This window comes from Micromonospora sp. LZ34 (genome assembly GCF_052981855.1).
Window position 1 is genome coordinate 1 of the sequence record NZ_JBRIQN010000083.1, and the last position, 15,138, is coordinate 15,138.

Here is a 15,138-nt window from a genome sequence, read left to right on the forward strand (position 1 = left end):
GACCGGAGCAGCCTGCGCGGTAGCCGGACCGGCGAACACACCACCGGCAAACGCCAGACCAGCAACACCCAGCACGCCCTTACGCAGAATCGTGTTCACGATGAAAGCTCCTTGGGGGTTGGCGCCACCAGCCCAGGGGGAAGGGCGTGGAGACGCAAGCACCGTCCGGCGCTCAAAGACTTGGGGGAAAAGATCCGGCACACGCTCGCGGGCGGGGGATGCCCTTGCCGCGCCGGGACTGTGTGTAACGACCGGCGGCCCGCCACCATTCCGGGGCCCGGACCCTCACCGGCTCGGCCGACGGGGTTCGTTGCTGCGATCGCCGGGGGATGTAACGACCGGCCGGCCACCATCATTCCGCGGCCCGGCCCCGCGCCTTAGAAGGGGGCGGGCTCTTGCTCGATCGTCCGCATGATGTAACGCCCCCGACCCGGCCCCGATTCCACCACCCGGATGCGGCCGGTCACACCCACAAACCGGACACCCACCCCACCACCCGACAGACGTGCCACGAGGTCGTGCGGCCCGGGCGGCAAGATGCACGGCTACCGAGCAGGGCGACCCGAACGGCATCGACATCCCGACACGAAGACGCCATGGCGGGAGCGAACGCGATACCTCAGAGTCATCAAAATGCCTCTCAGGTATCACTCTCGCAGGACAGCATGCCGACCCGTGACGACACGCCCATCCGGCGGACGCCGACCGAGCTGGAGCGGGCCGCGACGCTACGCCGGCTCAGCAAGCCACCCGCGCCACAGCTGACCGATCCCCGGATGCGCGCCTGATGAGCCGCGGCCCGGCACTGCTCCTGCACGGAAGCCACCTGCGCGAGCCCGATAGGCGGCATGCCGGACCACCGATACGGCGGACAGGCCCCTTCCCGACAAGCCGCGTGAATCCTCCATGGCGGCCGGCAGCTCGGGTCACCGACCATTGCGCCATCCGTGCGGGAGATCGACTCGATCTGCGGTATGTCGCGGTATCCGGCTACGTCGGACACCCCACGTTGCCGCACATCGAGTGGATCACGCCCGACCGTCGCCGACCCGCGCACCTGATCCAGACCGGCACGGATCTGCGGGAGCGGACGGGACCGGACCACGACCGGGGGTGTGGCCCGCCGTGACCGGCGCAGGGATCAAGCCTGACCGCCCGAAGCCGGGCACGGCGGGCCACCCCCAACCGCAACCGACCACGGACCTGGACCCGACGGACGACGCCGGACGAGGCCGGAAACCGCACCCGCAAGCAAGGACCCCGAGACAGGGCTGGCGCCCGTCGGAGGGTTCCGACGGGCGCCAGCCCATGGGTGTCCGGGCCCTGCCCGGGACGATCAGCCCGTCAGCGCGCCGCTCCGCCGAGGCGACGCCGACGCCAGGCCAGCGTCATGAGCAGCAGCACCGCGCCAGCGCCAACCAGGCCACCGCCGAGCTTCATCGGCGTGCCCAGGCTGTCACCGGTGACCGGCAGCGGCTGCTGGTCAGGGCGCCGGGGCAGCACCCGGACCTCGGTGGAGGCCGAACGGTCGGACTCGTCGCCGGTCGCGGTGAAGGTCAGCAGGCCCGTGATCGACGGCTTGTACGGCACGGTGAACCGGCCCCGGGAGTTGGTGAACGCATAGAAGGTCAGCGGGGCGCTGGCCTGGAACGCCACCGGGGCCATCGCGACCGTGCTGCCGTCGCTGCGACGCGCCTGGCCGGGGGCCGGGGCGGCGAGCGGGGCGACGCCGACCACGATGGTCACGCGCTCGTTGCGGCCGAAGTTCCGGCCGGTGAGGACGACGGTCTCACCGAGGGTGATGGTCGTCCGGTTGACGGTGAGTGTCGCCGCCTCGCCCGGCGGGTACGGCGGTGGTTGGGGCGTCTCCGTCAGCGTGGGCGCCGGCTGCGGCTGTGCCGCCCCCGCTGCGGTCGGCACGGCCACCACGGCCAGACCGACCGTGAGCGCCATGATGATGCGGGATAGCCGCATGTTGGTTCCTCCTACTGGTCACAGCTTTGTGCGGTAACAACTTGAGTGGTCCATGGGGTGGCGGTGGGCGTGAGCCACAGCTCGGCCGCTCCGGCGCCGGTTTTCGCCGTCAGTGCGGTGACCTCCAAGGTGCGGGAGGCTCCCGGGGCGACGTCGACCATGGCCGTGGCCACCTGGCGACGCCGTTCGGTGCCGGAGCCGAGCGCCACCTCGACACCGTCGAGGCGGGCGTCGATCACCGACCCGCCGGCCGGGCTGTACACCGACACGAAGGTCCGTGCGGTGTACGGGTCGCCCGCCAGGCCGAGGCCGAGGACCGACTTGGTGAGGCCGGTCTTCGGCGCCGTCGAGCGGAGGGTGACCCGCAGCCGGAGCTGACGGCGCCCGTCGGGCCGGCAGTCGCCGACCGCCAGGTCCGCCGCCGGACGCAGGTGGTAGCCGAGCTTCGCGCCGCTGCCGTCGTTGAGGAACACGCCGACCGTCGGCACGGTGTCCTGGTCCGGAAGCGTCCCGGCCATCCGGCTGTCGCCGAACGTCCGCTGTTCCTCCGGGCGGGCACTCCAGAACAATATCCGGCGTTCTTGGACAGCACGGTCGAATACGGACAACAACACCTTTGGGTTGACATTCTTCTTGAAGAAGCTGTCGAAGACCGCGGCCGCGGCCGCCGCGAAGTACGCGTCCTGTTGCCGGGTGTCGAGCCGCTGGTAGCTGTCGCTGAGCAGGGTCCGCACGGCGGTCTCGCTGTCCAGCGGGGCATGCCCGGGCACCAGCACCGGCCCGGTCGCCTTGAGCAGGTACGACAGCACCACCGGGTCGACCGCGAGCACGCCGTCCGCCTTGATGCCGGTACGCCGACGGACCATCTCCTGGTACAGGTTGGCGGCGGTCGGGAAGTGCGGGCTCAGGTTGACGTCCGCCGGGTAGATGCCGGGCAGGTCGGCCCAGAGCCGGCGCACCTCGGCGGGGATCTTCAGCGGCGGGGTGAAGCGACCCAGCTCGCTGCTGGTGCCCTGCTTACCCATCCGCACCCGGCCGTCCTCGGCGTGCAGTACGGCGTACGCGCCGATCATCCCGCCGGTGGCCCGCAGCTCCGCGTTGTTCTGGGAGACCAGCAGGTAGCGGCGCGGGCCGTCGACGCCGAGCAGGGGCGGCAGCAGCCGGGCGGCCTGGTCCGCGGCGGCGGTGAGGTCAGCCAGCCGGTCGATCTCGCCGCGCAGGTCGGTGAGCGCCTGTCGGACCTGGCTGACCAGGTCGTCGACGGGCACCCCGGCGAGGCTGGTTCGGGTGTCGCGAACGCTCTGGTGCACCGTGGACAGTTCGGTGGCGAGCGAGCGCAGCCGGGCCACGTCCAACTGCCCCTCGGTCGGCACGAGGCCGCCGAGGTCGGTGCGGAGCAGGGTCGGGAACGCCCGCCGGGCCAGGTCGTCGATCGCGATCGAGATCTGGCGTACGGCGGCCAGGTCGTCACCCGCGAACGGCGCCCGCCGGCCGACCCACCAGCCCGGGTCGGCGGTCGCGTCCCGCGCGGCCGCGGACTGCTCCTGCAACGCGGCGAGGGTGCGTTGCGCCCGCGCGGTGTCCGCACCGACGACCTGGGCGCTCAGCTCCCGGGCCAGCCCGGCGGCGTTGAGCAGGTGGGCGCGGGCCTGCCAGCCCCGGAACCCCACCCAGCCGGCGGAGACCAGCAGCAGCGAGCCGACCACCAGGGCGCTGAGCAGGGCGCGACGCAGCCGGGCGCGCCGGCGCCGCCGGGACCGGCTGCGCCGGCGGGGCGCGCTTTCGCTCTCCGTCACACCATCTCCGTTTCCGAAATCGGACAGAAGCGCACGATTTCTCCGACGTTCTTAGCACGTAACGAGCGTTCTATGCCGGAAATGACGGTCTGGGGCGTATGCGAGGATCGCTCGTCGGTCAGCGGGTGGCGGACCGGGCCGCGACGGCGTCGTACAGCAGCCGTTCGATCCGCTCGACCCCGGCGCTCAGCGACATCTCCCGCAGGTACGCCTCCCGGCCCCGCCGGCCCATGTCGACCCGGGCGGGCGGCGGAATGGTGGCGGCCAGCCAGAACCGGTCCGCCAGCGCGGCCCAGTCCTCCGGCGGGCAGGAGAGCCCGGCCCGGGCCCGCTCGACCAGCCGGGCGGTGTCCCCGCCGGCCGACGCGACGACCGGCGCCGCGCAGGAGAAGGCGGCCTGGAGCTTGCCCGGCACGGTGGCCCGCAGCTCCGGCAGGTCACGCAGCATGACCAGCTGGTAGTCGGCGGCGGCGTACAGGTCCGGCATGTCCAACGGGGACCGGCGCTCGACGAAGCGCACGTTGTCGGCCCGCAACTCGGCGGCGAGCCCCCGCACCCGCCGCTCCTGCGCACCCGAGCCCACCAGAACCAGGTCCATCGTGCTGTCCAGCGCGGCCGCCGCCCGGACCGCGGTCTCCAGTCCCTGCCGGGATCCGATGGTCCCGGCGTGCATCACCACGCACCGGCCCTCCCGGCGGACCAGTCGCTGGGCGGCGGCGCTGGGCCGGGCGGGGCGGAAGATCCGCTCGTCGGTCCAGTTGAGCACCACCCGGACCCGGGCCGGATCCGCGCCGGCGGCGACCACCGGATCCCGCAGCGACGGCGCGGCCACCGCGATCGCGTCGGCGGCCCGGTAGGTACGCGCCATCGCCGCGCCGATCCGCCCGACCCACCGCCCGTCGGCGCCGGCCGGCTCGTCCTGGGCGCAGACGTCCGGCACGTGCAGGACGGTCGGCACCCGGCCGAGCAGGCGCAGCAGCCCGGCCGCGGCGAACGCGGTCGCCGGCGGCTGGTGGACGTAGAGCGCGTCCACCTCGGCGAGGTACCGGCGCCCGGCCACCACGGCACTGCCGGCGAAGGAGAGGTAGCTGGCCATCCGGGCTCGCACCGAGGCGTCCCCGCCGGCGTACCGGGGCACCCGCCGGACGGTGAGCCGCTCGCTGCGCGTCTCGTGCTGCCAGCGCTGGCGCCATCCCGGATAGACGTACCCGCCCGGGTAGTCCGGGAAGCCGGTGAGCACCCGGACCTCGTGGCCCCGGGCGGCCAACTCCTCGGCCAGGCTGCCCGGGATGAAGGCCGGCTCCGGCGGGAAGTGGTACGACAGGATGCCGATCCTCACCGGGTCACCCCCGTCCGGAGCGGACGGCTCGGCGCGGCACCACCGGTGGTGGGGGTCCGGCCCGCGTACGATGCCGACAACCCCTCCGCGGTCGGCCGTCCCCGGCCGGCCGCCGTCGCGACGACCCGCGCCGCGACCGCGCCGACGAGAGGGGTCCAGATGACCGACCGGGTGCTGTTCGTCTGCCACGCCAACCTGTGCCGGTCGCCGATGGCCGAGTACCTGGCCCGGCGGCTGCTCGCCGACCGGCCGGTCACCGTCGCCAGCGCCGGCACCGACGCCGTCGAGGGCCTGGCCATGCACCCGTACGCGGCCGAGGTGGCGGCGGAGACCGGCGCGGACCCGGCGGGGTTCCGCAGCCGGTTGCTGCGCCCGGAGTACCTCGAGGGCGCCACGCTGGTGCTGACCTCGACCCGGCGGCAGCGGTCGGTGTGCACCGCGATGGCGCCGGCGGTGCTGCACCGCACCTTCACCCTGCGCCAGTTCGGCCGGCTGGCCGCGGCGGCCGAGCCGCCGGAGGACCTGGCCGACGACTCGTTGCAGGCCGCCGTGGTGGCGGCCGCCCGGGCCCGGGGGCGGCTGCAACCCGCCGCCCCCGGTACGGACGACCTGCGGGACCCGATCGGCGGCACCGCCGCCGACTTCCGAGGCTGTGCCGAGGAGATCGAACGGTCCCTACGACCCCTCGCCGCGCTCATCGGGGCAGCCGGGTGAGTTCCTGCGTACGGTCCGGGACACCGGCGGCCGCGCGCTCGGCGTGCCGGCCGCTGGCGGCCCGGTCGGCCGGTACGGAGGCGGTGGGGGTCGAGGCGACCCGGTAGGCCTCGTACTGGTACGCCTCGGTCTTCGGCACCTTGGCCATGTTCAGCACGCAGCCGAGCAGGCGGACCGAGACCGAGTTCAGCGCGCGGGCGGCGGCGGCCACCTGGGTGCGCGAGGTCCGGCCCTGCTGCGAGACGAGCAGCGCGCCGTCGGCCTGCACGGCCACCACCACGCCGTCGGTGACGGCGAGCAGCGGCGCGGTGTCGATGATGACGATGTCCGCCGACTCCCGCAGCGCCAGCAGCAGGTCCGACATCGCCTTGGAGCCGAGCAGCTCGCTCGGGTTCGGCGGCGCCGAGCCGCTGGGCAGCACCAGCAGGGACTTGTCGCCCCAGCGCTGCACCACGTCCCCCACCTGCACGTCGCCGACCAGCACGTCGGTGAGGCCGACGCCGGCGTCCAGGCCCAGGTAGTCGTCGACCTTGGGCCGGCGCAGGTCGGCGTCGACGAGCAGCACCCGCCAGCCCGCCTCGGCGAGCGCAATGGCCAGGTTGCAGGAGAGGGTGGTCTTCCCCTCGCCCTGCAACGCGCTGGTCACGGCGATCACCCGGGCCGGCTCGTGCACGTCGACGAAGCGCAGGTTGGTACGGAGCTTGCGGACCGCCTCGGCCCGGGCCGAGTTCACCGCCTCACCGACGATCAGCGGCTCCGACCGGGCGCTGCCCTCGAACGGGATCTCGCCGAGCAGCGGGCTGCCGGTGGTCCGCTGCAGGGTCGCCGCGTCGCGCAGCCGCACGTCGGCCAGGCCACGCAGGATCGCCAGGCCCACCCCGCAGAGCAGCCCCAGCAGAGTGCCGATGGCGAAGTTGCGGACCGGCTGCGGCGAGACCGGGCTGGAGCTGACCCGGGGTCCGCTGACCACCTCGATCTTGATCGGCCCGGCCTGGCCGTTCGCCGGCGTCTCGACCTTCTGCACGAGCTCGACGAACTTCGCCGACAGCGTCTCGCTGACCCGCAGCGCGCGGGTCTGGTCGGTGTCGGTCACCGACGCCCGCAGCAGCACCGTGCCGGTCTCGGTGGAGGTGCTGACCCGGCGCTGGACCTCCTCCGCGGTCAGCCCGACCGCGTTCTCGGCCACCACGGCCTGCGCCAGCCGGTCGCTGGTCAACAGCTCGGCGTACGACTTCACGCGCTGCTGCATCAGCAGGCCGCCCTGGTAGGCGTCGGTGACGCCCTGGCTCGGCGTGGTGACGAAGAAGGTCACCGAGGCGACGTAGCGGGGCTCGGCCCGGACCGTGACGAGCGCGGTCACCCCGAGGGCCACCATGACCGTCACCAGGACGATCCACCAGTGCCGGCGCACCAGGCGAAGTTGGCGGTACAGGTCCATCAGGCGCGCCTCCGTACCAGGCCGGTAACGCCAAAGAACTTCACGAAAAACCCCCAAGGTCGACTTAATCTCGTGAAACCATTAAAGCGGCTCTTACGCCTTATGTCCGGAGTTATCTGTTTTCGCCCCGCGAGAAGGCGCGCCCGGAATTACCAACCCGAGAAGTGGTCGTTCGGCATCGCCCCCGGAGGCAGAAAAGCCACCCGGGACGCCGGAAATGAACCGACCGGCGCCGGGCCGGCCTCCCGTTCGCCGGGCGAGGCCCGCCCGGATAGGGTCGGAGACGGTGTGCCGGGAAGTCTGGTCGGCGGATGCCCCCTGCTGCCCTCAGCCTCCCGAGGTGGACGCCCGCATGCCCGACCACACTCCGCACCCGCGCCGCCGCGACACCGCACGCCGCCTGTTCACCCGCACCTCCTGGCCGGAGGCGCGGTTCCTGGCCGACGTGCTGCGCACCGAAACCGTCGGCGGCGCCCTGCTGCTGGTCGGCGCCGTCCTCGCGCTGCTCTGGGCCAACTCGCCGTGGGGCGAGACGTACGCCGACCTGCGGTCCTGGGTGCCGTGGCCCGGCGGCGCGCCGCTGCACCTCGACCTGGACCTGGCCACCTGGGCCGGTGACGGCCTGCTGGCCCTCTTCTTCTTCGTGGTCGGGCTCGAACTCAAGCGCGAGTTCGTCGAGGGTGCCCTGCGCGACCCGCGCCGGGCGGTGCTGCCGGTGGTGGCCGCGGTCGGCGGGATGGCGATGCCGGCGTTGATCTACACCGGCGTCACCCTGGCGGCCGGGGGCGAAGGGCTGCGCGGCTGGGCCATCCCCACCGCGACCGACATCGCGTTCGCCCTGGCCGTGCTCGCCGTGATCGGCTCCCACCTGCCGCAGGGCCTGCGCGCCTTCCTGCTCACCCTCGCGGTGGTCGACGACCTGCTGGCGATCACCGTCATCGCGTTCTTCTACACCGACGCCTTCACCGCGCTGCCGCTGCTCGGCGCGCTGGTCCCGATCGCGCTCTTCGGCCTGCTGGCGCAGCGCGGCCGGACGAGGTGGTGGGCGCTGGTCCCGCTGGCGCTGGCCGCCTGGGCCCTGGTGCACACCTCGGGGGTGCACGCCACCGTGGCCGGGGTGCTGCTCGGGTTTACCGTGCCGGTGCGGGGCCGGAACGCCCGGACGCGCGGGCTCGCCGGGCGCCTCGAGCACCGCTGGCGGCCGGTGTCGGCCGGCTTCGCGGTGCCGGTCTTCGCCTTCTTCGCCGCCGGGGTCGCGTTGCGCGGGGCCGACCTGACGGCGGTGGTCACCTCCCCCGTCGTGATCGGCATCGTCGCCGGGCTGGTGGCGGGCAAGGCGATTGGGATCTTCGGCTCGACGTACCTGCTGGCCCGGTTCACCCGCGCCGAACTCGACGAGGACATCACCTGGACCGACCTGTCCGGCGTCGCGCTGCTGGCCGGGGTCGGGTTCACCGTGTCGCTGCTGATCGGGGAACTCGCCTTCGGCCCCGGCAGCGCGGCCGGCGACCACGTCAGGACGGCGGTGCTGACCGGATCGGTGGTCTCGGCGCTGCTCGCCTCGGCGGTGCTGGTCCGGCGCAACGCCGCGTACCGGCGCATCGCGGCCAAGGAGCGGGTCGACGCCGACCGGGACGGCGTGCCGGACGTCTTTCAGCGGCCCGAGGACTGAGCCGCGACGGGGGCGCCGGCACGGCCGTGCGCCCCCGCCGCGTACGCCTCAGCGGCGCCGGTCGGCCGGCGCCCGCCGCTCGGCCTCGTCGGCGAGCGCGTCGGCCGCCGGTTCGGTCAGATCGTCGCCCGGCACCGCCACCTCCTCGGCCCGGTCCTGCTCGTCGATCCGCCCACCGGGCGGCGGCTCGGGAGCGGTGGCGCCGCCGGCGAACCCGTACTCGTTCGGCTCGTCGTGCTTGCTCATGTGGTTATCCTCCCGCTTTCTCCGCTTTCGCCTGCTACCGCTCACGGTAGGTGGTGATCCCTGTGCCCGCAGGACGGCGGGGATAGTCACCGCGGCGGCCGGTCAGCGAGGTGGCTCGCCCACCTGGCGCTGCTCCTGGCGGATCTCCCGGCCGAGGAAGTAGTTCAGCGCGGTCCGGATGGCGGCCACCGCCGCCAGCTGGCCGAGCTGGTCGAAGGTCGGCGAGACCGCGGTACGCAGGACGTCCGCCGCGAGCTGGAACTCCAGCCCGAGGGTGAGGAACCGGCCCAGCGAGAGCCGGATCGGGGTGAACACCGCGGCGCTGCGCTGCCGGACCCCGTCGACCACGAACCGCAGCGCCGCCCAGGCCGCCCCGACCAGGATGACCACCGCCCCGGCCACCTCCACCGCGGTGACCAAACCGTGGTAGCCGTCCCGGAGGAAATGCTCGACCTCCACCCGCGGTCGTTACCCGCCCCGGCTGCGGGTAGTCGGCGCTCAGCGCAGCTGCGCCACCGCCTCCAGGATCAGCCAGAGCCCGCAGATGGCGAAGAGCATCGCGGCGCCGTAGCGGATGGCCCGCTCCGGCAGCTTCCGGCCGAGCAACCGGCCGACCAGAATGGCGAGCGCGTCCGCCGCCACCATGCCGACGGTGGAGCCGAGCCAGGTGCCGAACCAGCCGTACTTGGTGGCCAGGGTGATGGTGGCCAGCATCGTCTTGTCGCCCAGCTCGGCGAGGAAGAACGCGACCGACACCGCGACGATGGCCGACTTGCTGGTCTTCTCGGCCTTGCGCCGCTCCTGCTCGGTGAGGGAATCCCCGCGCAGGGTCCACGCCCCGAAGCCGAGGAACGCCAGACCGGCGAGCAGCGAGATCCAGCCGGTCGGCAGCGTGGCGCCCAGGCCGTAGCCGATCGCCACCGAGGCCAGGTGCACCACGGCGGTGGCCACGGTGATCCCGATCAGCACCGGCAGCGGCTTGAATCGGGTGGCGAAGGTCAGCGCCATCAACTGGGACTTGTCGCCCAGCTCGGCGACGAAGATGACGCCGAAGCTGACCACCAGCGCGACGAGAAAACCCTCCATGACATCCTTCCGGTCCAGGCCGGGAGGAGGTACAGGGGTGCCCTCGACCCGGCTGCACAGCCTGGGTCGAAGGTCTCGCCCGCCCCGCCGTCTAGCCGGGCCGCGTGGCCGGATGCGGAACGCACCAGTGTGTCGACCACGACATTGGGGGCTACTCCCCTTCGCGCCGCCAGCCTAGCCGATCACGGTCCGGCCGGCCGCACGGGGTGGAGATGCTCACCCGCTCAGTCGGCCCGGGCCAGGGTGACACCGAACAGGCCGTCCGGGTCGGTCCAGAACTCCTCGACGGCGAAGCCGGCCGTGGCCAGTTCCGCCGCGATCCCCGCCGGGCGGAACTTCGCCGAGACCTCGGTGCGCAGTTCCTCCCCGGCGGCGAACCGGAGGTCCAGGTCGAGCACCCGCACCCGCATCGGCCGGCGGGCCCGCAGCCGCATCTCGATCCACTCCCGCTCGGGGTCCCAGCGGGCCACGTGGTCGAACGCCTCCGGGTCGAAGTCCGCGCCGAGCTCCCGGTTGATCACCCGCAGCACGTTGCGGTTGAACTCCGCGGTCACCCCGGCCGCGTCGTCGTACGCCGGCACCACTACGGACGGGTCCTTGACCAGGTCGGTGCCGAGCAGCAGCCAGTCGCCCACCTCCAGCGCGGACCGGGTGTCGGCCAGGAACCGGGCCCGCTCGGCCGGCAGCAGGTTGCCGATGGTGCCGCCGAGGAACACCACCAGCCGACGCCCGCCGGTCGGCAGCCGGTCGAGGTGACGGGTGAAGTCCCCGACGATGCCGCGTACCCGCAGCGCGGGATAGTCGGCGGCGATCTCGGCGGTGGACTGGCGCAGCGCGCTGACCGAGACGTCCAGCGGCACGAAGGTGCCGAGCCCACCGTGGCGGGCGAAGGCGTCCAGCAGCAGCCGGGTCTTCTCCGACGAGCCGGAGCCGAGCTCGATCATGGTCTTGGCGCCGGTCAGCTGCGCCACCCGGTCGGCCCGCTCGGCCAGCACGGCGCGTTCGGCGCGGGTCGGGTAGTACTCCGACAGCCGGGTGATCTCCTCGAACAGTTCGCTGCCGCGGGCGTCGTAGAACCACTTGGGCGGCAGCCACTTCGGATCAGCGCTCAGGCCGGCGCGCACGTCGTGGCGCAGGCCGCGGTCCAGGTCCCCCTGTTCGAGGTAGATCTCCAACGGCTCGGTGCTCATCTGGGCTTCCCTTCGCTCGGGCGACACGGTCCTCTCCCCGGCCGGACGGCGGTCACACCTCCCCGATGGCGCGCAGGCGCACCTCGGTCGCGGTGCCGGTCACCAGGTGCCCGTCCGGCACCGGCCGCCAGCCGGGTTCGTCGTCGTGCGGTTCGGACGCCAGCAGCACCGACCGCGGCGTGGTGCGGATCGACAGCGCATGCCCGGCCACGCTGGCCACCACCGTCCGCCCGTCGGTGAGCAGCAGATTGAGCCGGGAACCGGGGGCGGCCGCGGCGACCGCGGCGACCGTCTCGGCGACCGCCCGGCCCGGGTCCACGCCGGCGCGCAGCCGGTGCCGGACCAGCGCCCAGAGCAGCGCCGAGTCGGTGGCCGCGTCCAGGGTGAGCAGGTCGCGCACCGGCAGCGCGGCGGCCAGCGGCACCATCGAGTCGGGCCAGCCGCGGATCACCCCGTTGTGGCTGAACAGCCACCGCCCCTCGGCGAACGGGGCGGCGGCGTTGTCGAGCACCGCCATGCCGACCGTGGCCGAGCGCACCGCCGCCAGCACCGCGCCGGCCGAGGTGACGGCGGCGAGCTGGGCGATCGTCGGGTCGCTCCAGATCGGCTGGGCCCGCCGGTAGCGCACCGGGTCGCCGTCGCCCGGATACCAGCCGATGCCGAAGCCGTCGGCGTTGATCGTCCCGCCGCCGCGCATGTCGCGCGGCGCCCAGGACTGGCGCAGCAGTGAATACGGCGGGTCGAACAGCAGCTCCCGCAGGCTGACCGGCGGCCCCAGGTAGGCCAGGTGGCGACACATCAGGCGGCACCGCCGCCGGCCCGGCCGCGCCGGTCGGCCCGGCCGCGCCCCGCCCGCACCCGTTCGGTGGTACGCGCCGCGGGTGCCGGCGTCACCCGTGCGCCTCCTCGGCGGTGGCGTCGCGGGCACAGCGGAAGCCGCTGAAGATCTGCCGGCGGATCGGGTAGTCCCAGTTGCGGAAGGTGCCCCGGCAGGCGGCCCGGTCGGTGCCGAACGACCCGCCACGCAGCACCCGGTAGTCGTCACCGAAGAAGACCTCGGAGTATTCCCGGTAGGGGAACGCGGTGAACCCCGGGTGGCCGCGGAAGGAGGTGGTGGTCCACTCCCACACGTCGCCGATCAACTGGTGCACGCCCAACGGCGAGGCGCCCTGCGGGTAGGCCCCGACCGGCGCCGGCCAGAGGTGCCGCTGGCCCAGGTTGGCGTGCGCGGCGGTGGGGTCGTCGTCGCCCCACGGGTAGCGCCGGGACCGCCCGGTGGCCGGATCCCAGCGGGCCGCCTTCTCCCACTCCGCCTCGGTGGGCAGCCGCCGGCCCGCCCAGGTCGCGTAGGCCTGCGCCTCGTGGAAGCAGACGTGCACCACCGGCTCGTCGTCGCGGACCAGGGCCCACCGGCCGAACCGCCGGTAGGCCCAGCCGTCGCCGTCGCGGCGCCAGTGCATCGGGGCGGTCAGCCCGGCCTCGGTGCGGTGCCGCCAGCCCTCCGGCGTCCACCAGCGCGGGTCGTCGTAGCCGCCGTCGGCGATGAACGCGCGGTAGGCGCCGTTGGTGACCGGCGCGGCGTCGATGACGTACGCCGGCAGCTCGACCCGGTGCGCGGGGCGCTCGTTGTCCAGCGCCCAGGGGTCGGCGTCGGTGCCCATGGTGAACGGCCCGGCCGGCACCAGCACCTCGGCGCCGACCCGCACCCGCGGCTCGGGCGGTGCGGGGGCGTCCAGCACCGCCGGGCCGGCGCGCAGCTGGTGGGTGGCGAGCATCGTCTCGTCGTGCTGCTGCTCGTGCTGCACGATCATCCCGAAGGCGAACCCGTCGGCGACCAGCGGCCGGTCGGTGAACCGGATCCCGTCCAGCAGGTCGAAGACCTTGTCCCGGACGGTGCCGACGTAGGCGCGGGCCTCGGCCGGCGGCAGCAGCGGCAGGGACGGGCGGTCCTTGCGGGGCTGCTTGAACGCGTCGTAGAGGTCGTCAATGTCGTGCCGGACCGGCGGTCGCCCGCCCACGTCCCGGACCAACCAGAGCTCCTCCTGGTTGCCCACGTGGGCGAGGTCCCAGACCAGCGGGGACATCAGCGGCGAGTGCTGCCGCACCAGGTCGGCGTCGTCGACCGCCTCGGTCAGCAGCGCGGTACGGGCGCGGGTGCGCGCGAGCTCCTCGGCGATCCGGCCGCGCAGCCGCTCCGTGCCGTCCCGCCCCGTGATGGCTCCGGTCACCGGTGCCCCCTCTCCGCGGCGGCGCGCCGCCGCCGTACGCCTCGGTGGATCTCGTCGTGCAGCGCCGCCGGCAGGTCGAGCCGGGGCAGCGCCGCCAGCGCCAGGTCGAACAGGGCCGCCGCGGCGGCGGCCAGGCCCGGATCGCGCAGGCCGTGCCGGGCGGCGGCGTGCCACCGGTGCGCCACCGGCGCGGCGACCGCCCGGGCCGCGTCGACCGTGTCGGGGCCGGTGAGCAGGGCGGCGAGCACCGCCAGCGGCAGCGTCCAGCCCCGGCCGGGCTGCGCGTCGAGGTAGCGCAGTTCCAGGTAGCCGCGCGGACGCACCGGCGGGAAGAGCGTGCTGACGTGGTAGTCCAGGTCATCGGTGGTGGGCGGGCGGGGCAGCGCGCCGCCGATCCAGTCGGCGAAGGTGACCCCGGGCGGCGCCGTCCAGTCGGCGCCGTCGCCGCGCAGGCAGAGCAGCGGCGCCTCGAGCACGTACGCCGTCCAGGCCGCCACCGGGTCCGCATCGGGCCGCTGCGGCGTCCACACCGGGCGGGTGCGGGCCGGGTCGATGGCCAGCCAGGCCGCCATCCGGGCCGACGCCCAGCCGGTGCGCCGGCCGGCGTGCCGGTCCGCGGTGGCGAACGCGGCCAGCAGTGGCGGGCCCACCGCGTGCGCCAGCGCCCAGCGGGCGGCGGACCGCTCCGGCTCGCCCGTGTCGAGACAGACCTGCAGGCCGGCGGTGCTGTACATCATGGTCCGGCCGGCCGGGCCGCGCCGGTCGAAGACCTGTCGCATGGCCCGGTAGCGGGGCGTCTCGACGACCGGGCGGGGAGCGCGGTGGGGATCGATGCCGGTCTGCCCGAGGGTCAACCCGGCGGCGGCCAGCAGGCCGGTGAGCTGGGCGATGTCGGCCTCGGTGGCCTGGATCAACGCGGCGATCGAGGGTCGCGGCGCGGTGGAGATCTCCAGTTGCCCGCCCGGCTCCACGGTCACGGTGCTGCCGTGCCGGAGCTGCTCGGCGGGGCTGGTGGGATCGAGGGTGGCGGGGCTGTGCCGCCCCAGCGCCGCCCGGAGCCGCTCGCCGTCGACCGGGCGGGCGGGGTGGGCGGCGTCGTGCACGGTCCATTCGAGTTCGACGCCGGTGCGGGTCGGTGGGCCGGTCTTGAAGCAGATCCGGGCGAGGTGCCTGGCGGCCGCGCCGGACTCGCGCAGCACGGTGGAATGGTCCAGCTCCGGCGACGTCACCACGGGATGCCCCCTTCCCCTGCCCGATCATGCCGGGGCCACCGTAACCCGACCCACCGACAGCGCCGGGTGCGCACGCGTCGGGACATCCCCTGTCTAACAGAATCCGGGCGGGTGCCGGCGTGAAAACGGGCCGGGCGTTTAGCCGCCCGGGCGGGCGGCGGGCCGGCCGGGCGGCCGGGCGGGGCGAGCGCCCGGACCGGCGGCCGGCCGGGCCTGCGGGCCC

At 74.1% G+C, this 15,138-nt stretch carries 14 protein-coding genes; 3 read left to right on the top strand and 11 right to left on the bottom strand.

Features of this window, described 5'->3' with window-relative positions; genetic code table 11:
* The first annotated feature begins 665 nt into the window (after positions 1-665).
* Entirely contained in the window at positions 666-788 is a 123-nt protein-coding gene (locus ACVCAH_RS35780; protein ID WP_447140646.1) for a hypothetical protein, read from the top strand.
* A gap of 556 nt (positions 789-1,344) precedes the next feature.
* Here ACVCAH_RS35780 and ACVCAH_RS35785 read toward each other — a convergent pair.
* The 3 genes from ACVCAH_RS35785 to ACVCAH_RS35795 all read right to left on the bottom strand — a co-directional run bounded on the left by ACVCAH_RS35785 (position 1,345) and on the right by ACVCAH_RS35795 (position 5,109).
* Complete coding sequence (locus ACVCAH_RS35785; RefSeq protein ID WP_447140647.1) at positions 1,345-1,974, bottom strand: hypothetical protein; 630 nt, start codon at positions 1,972-1,974, stop codon at positions 1,345-1,347.
* A gap of 11 nt (positions 1,975-1,985) precedes the next feature.
* Complete coding sequence (locus ACVCAH_RS35790; protein ID WP_447140648.1) at positions 1,986-3,770, bottom strand: DUF4012 domain-containing protein; 1,785 nt, start codon at positions 3,768-3,770, stop codon at positions 1,986-1,988.
* A 118-nt stretch (positions 3,771-3,888) separates the two neighbouring features.
* On the bottom strand, positions 3,889-5,109 hold the full coding sequence (locus ACVCAH_RS35795; RefSeq protein ID WP_447140649.1) for a glycosyltransferase family 4 protein: 1,221 nt from the start codon (positions 5,107-5,109) through the stop codon (positions 3,889-3,891).
* A 159-nt stretch (positions 5,110-5,268) separates the two neighbouring features.
* Here ACVCAH_RS35795 and ACVCAH_RS35800 point away from each other — a divergent pair, with 159 nt between their 5' ends.
* Complete coding sequence (locus ACVCAH_RS35800) at positions 5,269-5,823, top strand: arsenate reductase/protein-tyrosine-phosphatase family protein (protein ID WP_447140650.1); 555 nt, start codon at positions 5,269-5,271, stop codon at positions 5,821-5,823.
* On the opposite strand, the gene ACVCAH_RS35805 is transcribed toward ACVCAH_RS35800, so the two are convergent.
* Positions 5,804-7,261, bottom strand: a complete 1,458-nt coding sequence (locus tag ACVCAH_RS35805; protein WP_447140651.1) for a polysaccharide biosynthesis tyrosine autokinase — start codon at positions 7,259-7,261, stop codon at positions 5,804-5,806. The two genes, ACVCAH_RS35800 and ACVCAH_RS35805, sit on opposite strands and share 20 nt — an antisense overlap.
* A 352-nt stretch (positions 7,262-7,613) precedes the next feature.
* On the opposite strand from ACVCAH_RS35805, the gene nhaA reads away from it, so the two are divergent.
* A complete protein-coding gene (nhaA, locus tag ACVCAH_RS35810; protein WP_447140658.1) occupies positions 7,614-8,933 on the top strand; it encodes a Na+/H+ antiporter NhaA in 1,320 nt (439 codons plus the stop codon).
* Positions 8,934-8,981: 48 nt separating this feature from the next.
* On the opposite strand, the gene ACVCAH_RS35815 is transcribed toward nhaA, so the two are convergent.
* From ACVCAH_RS35815 to egtA, 7 genes are all read right to left on the bottom strand, one after another.
* On the bottom strand, positions 8,982-9,179 hold the full coding sequence (locus ACVCAH_RS35815; protein ID WP_447140652.1) for a hypothetical protein: 198 nt from the start codon (positions 9,177-9,179) through the stop codon (positions 8,982-8,984).
* 102 nt (positions 9,180-9,281) lie between these two features.
* Positions 9,282-9,638: a DUF1622 domain-containing protein gene (locus ACVCAH_RS35820; RefSeq protein ID WP_447140653.1), complete on the bottom strand. Its 357-nt coding sequence runs from the start codon at positions 9,636-9,638 to the stop codon at positions 9,282-9,284.
* Positions 9,639-9,677: 39 nt separating this feature from the next.
* A complete protein-coding gene (locus tag ACVCAH_RS35825) occupies positions 9,678-10,265 on the bottom strand; it encodes a TMEM165/GDT1 family protein (protein ID WP_447140654.1) in 588 nt (195 codons plus the stop codon).
* Positions 10,266-10,489: 224 nt separating this feature from the next.
* Complete coding sequence (gene egtD / locus ACVCAH_RS35830) at positions 10,490-11,455, bottom strand: L-histidine N(alpha)-methyltransferase (RefSeq protein ID WP_447140655.1); 966 nt, start codon at positions 11,453-11,455, stop codon at positions 10,490-10,492.
* Between the two features lie 52 nt (positions 11,456-11,507).
* Positions 11,508-12,254 carry an ergothioneine biosynthesis protein EgtC gene (gene egtC / locus ACVCAH_RS35835; protein WP_447140656.1) on the bottom strand — a complete coding sequence of 249 codons (747 nt, stop codon included), beginning with the start codon at positions 12,252-12,254 and terminating at the stop codon, positions 11,508-11,510.
* A gap of 91 nt (positions 12,255-12,345) precedes the next feature.
* Entirely contained in the window at positions 12,346-13,671 is a 1,326-nt protein-coding gene (gene egtB / locus ACVCAH_RS35840) for an ergothioneine biosynthesis protein EgtB (RefSeq protein WP_447140659.1), read from the bottom strand.
* 8 nt (positions 13,672-13,679) lie between these two features.
* Positions 13,680-14,915 carry an ergothioneine biosynthesis glutamate--cysteine ligase EgtA gene (egtA, locus tag ACVCAH_RS35845; RefSeq protein WP_447140657.1) on the bottom strand — a complete coding sequence of 412 codons (1,236 nt, stop codon included), beginning with the start codon at positions 14,913-14,915 and terminating at the stop codon, positions 13,680-13,682.
* Between the last annotated feature and the right edge of the window lie 223 nt (positions 14,916-15,138).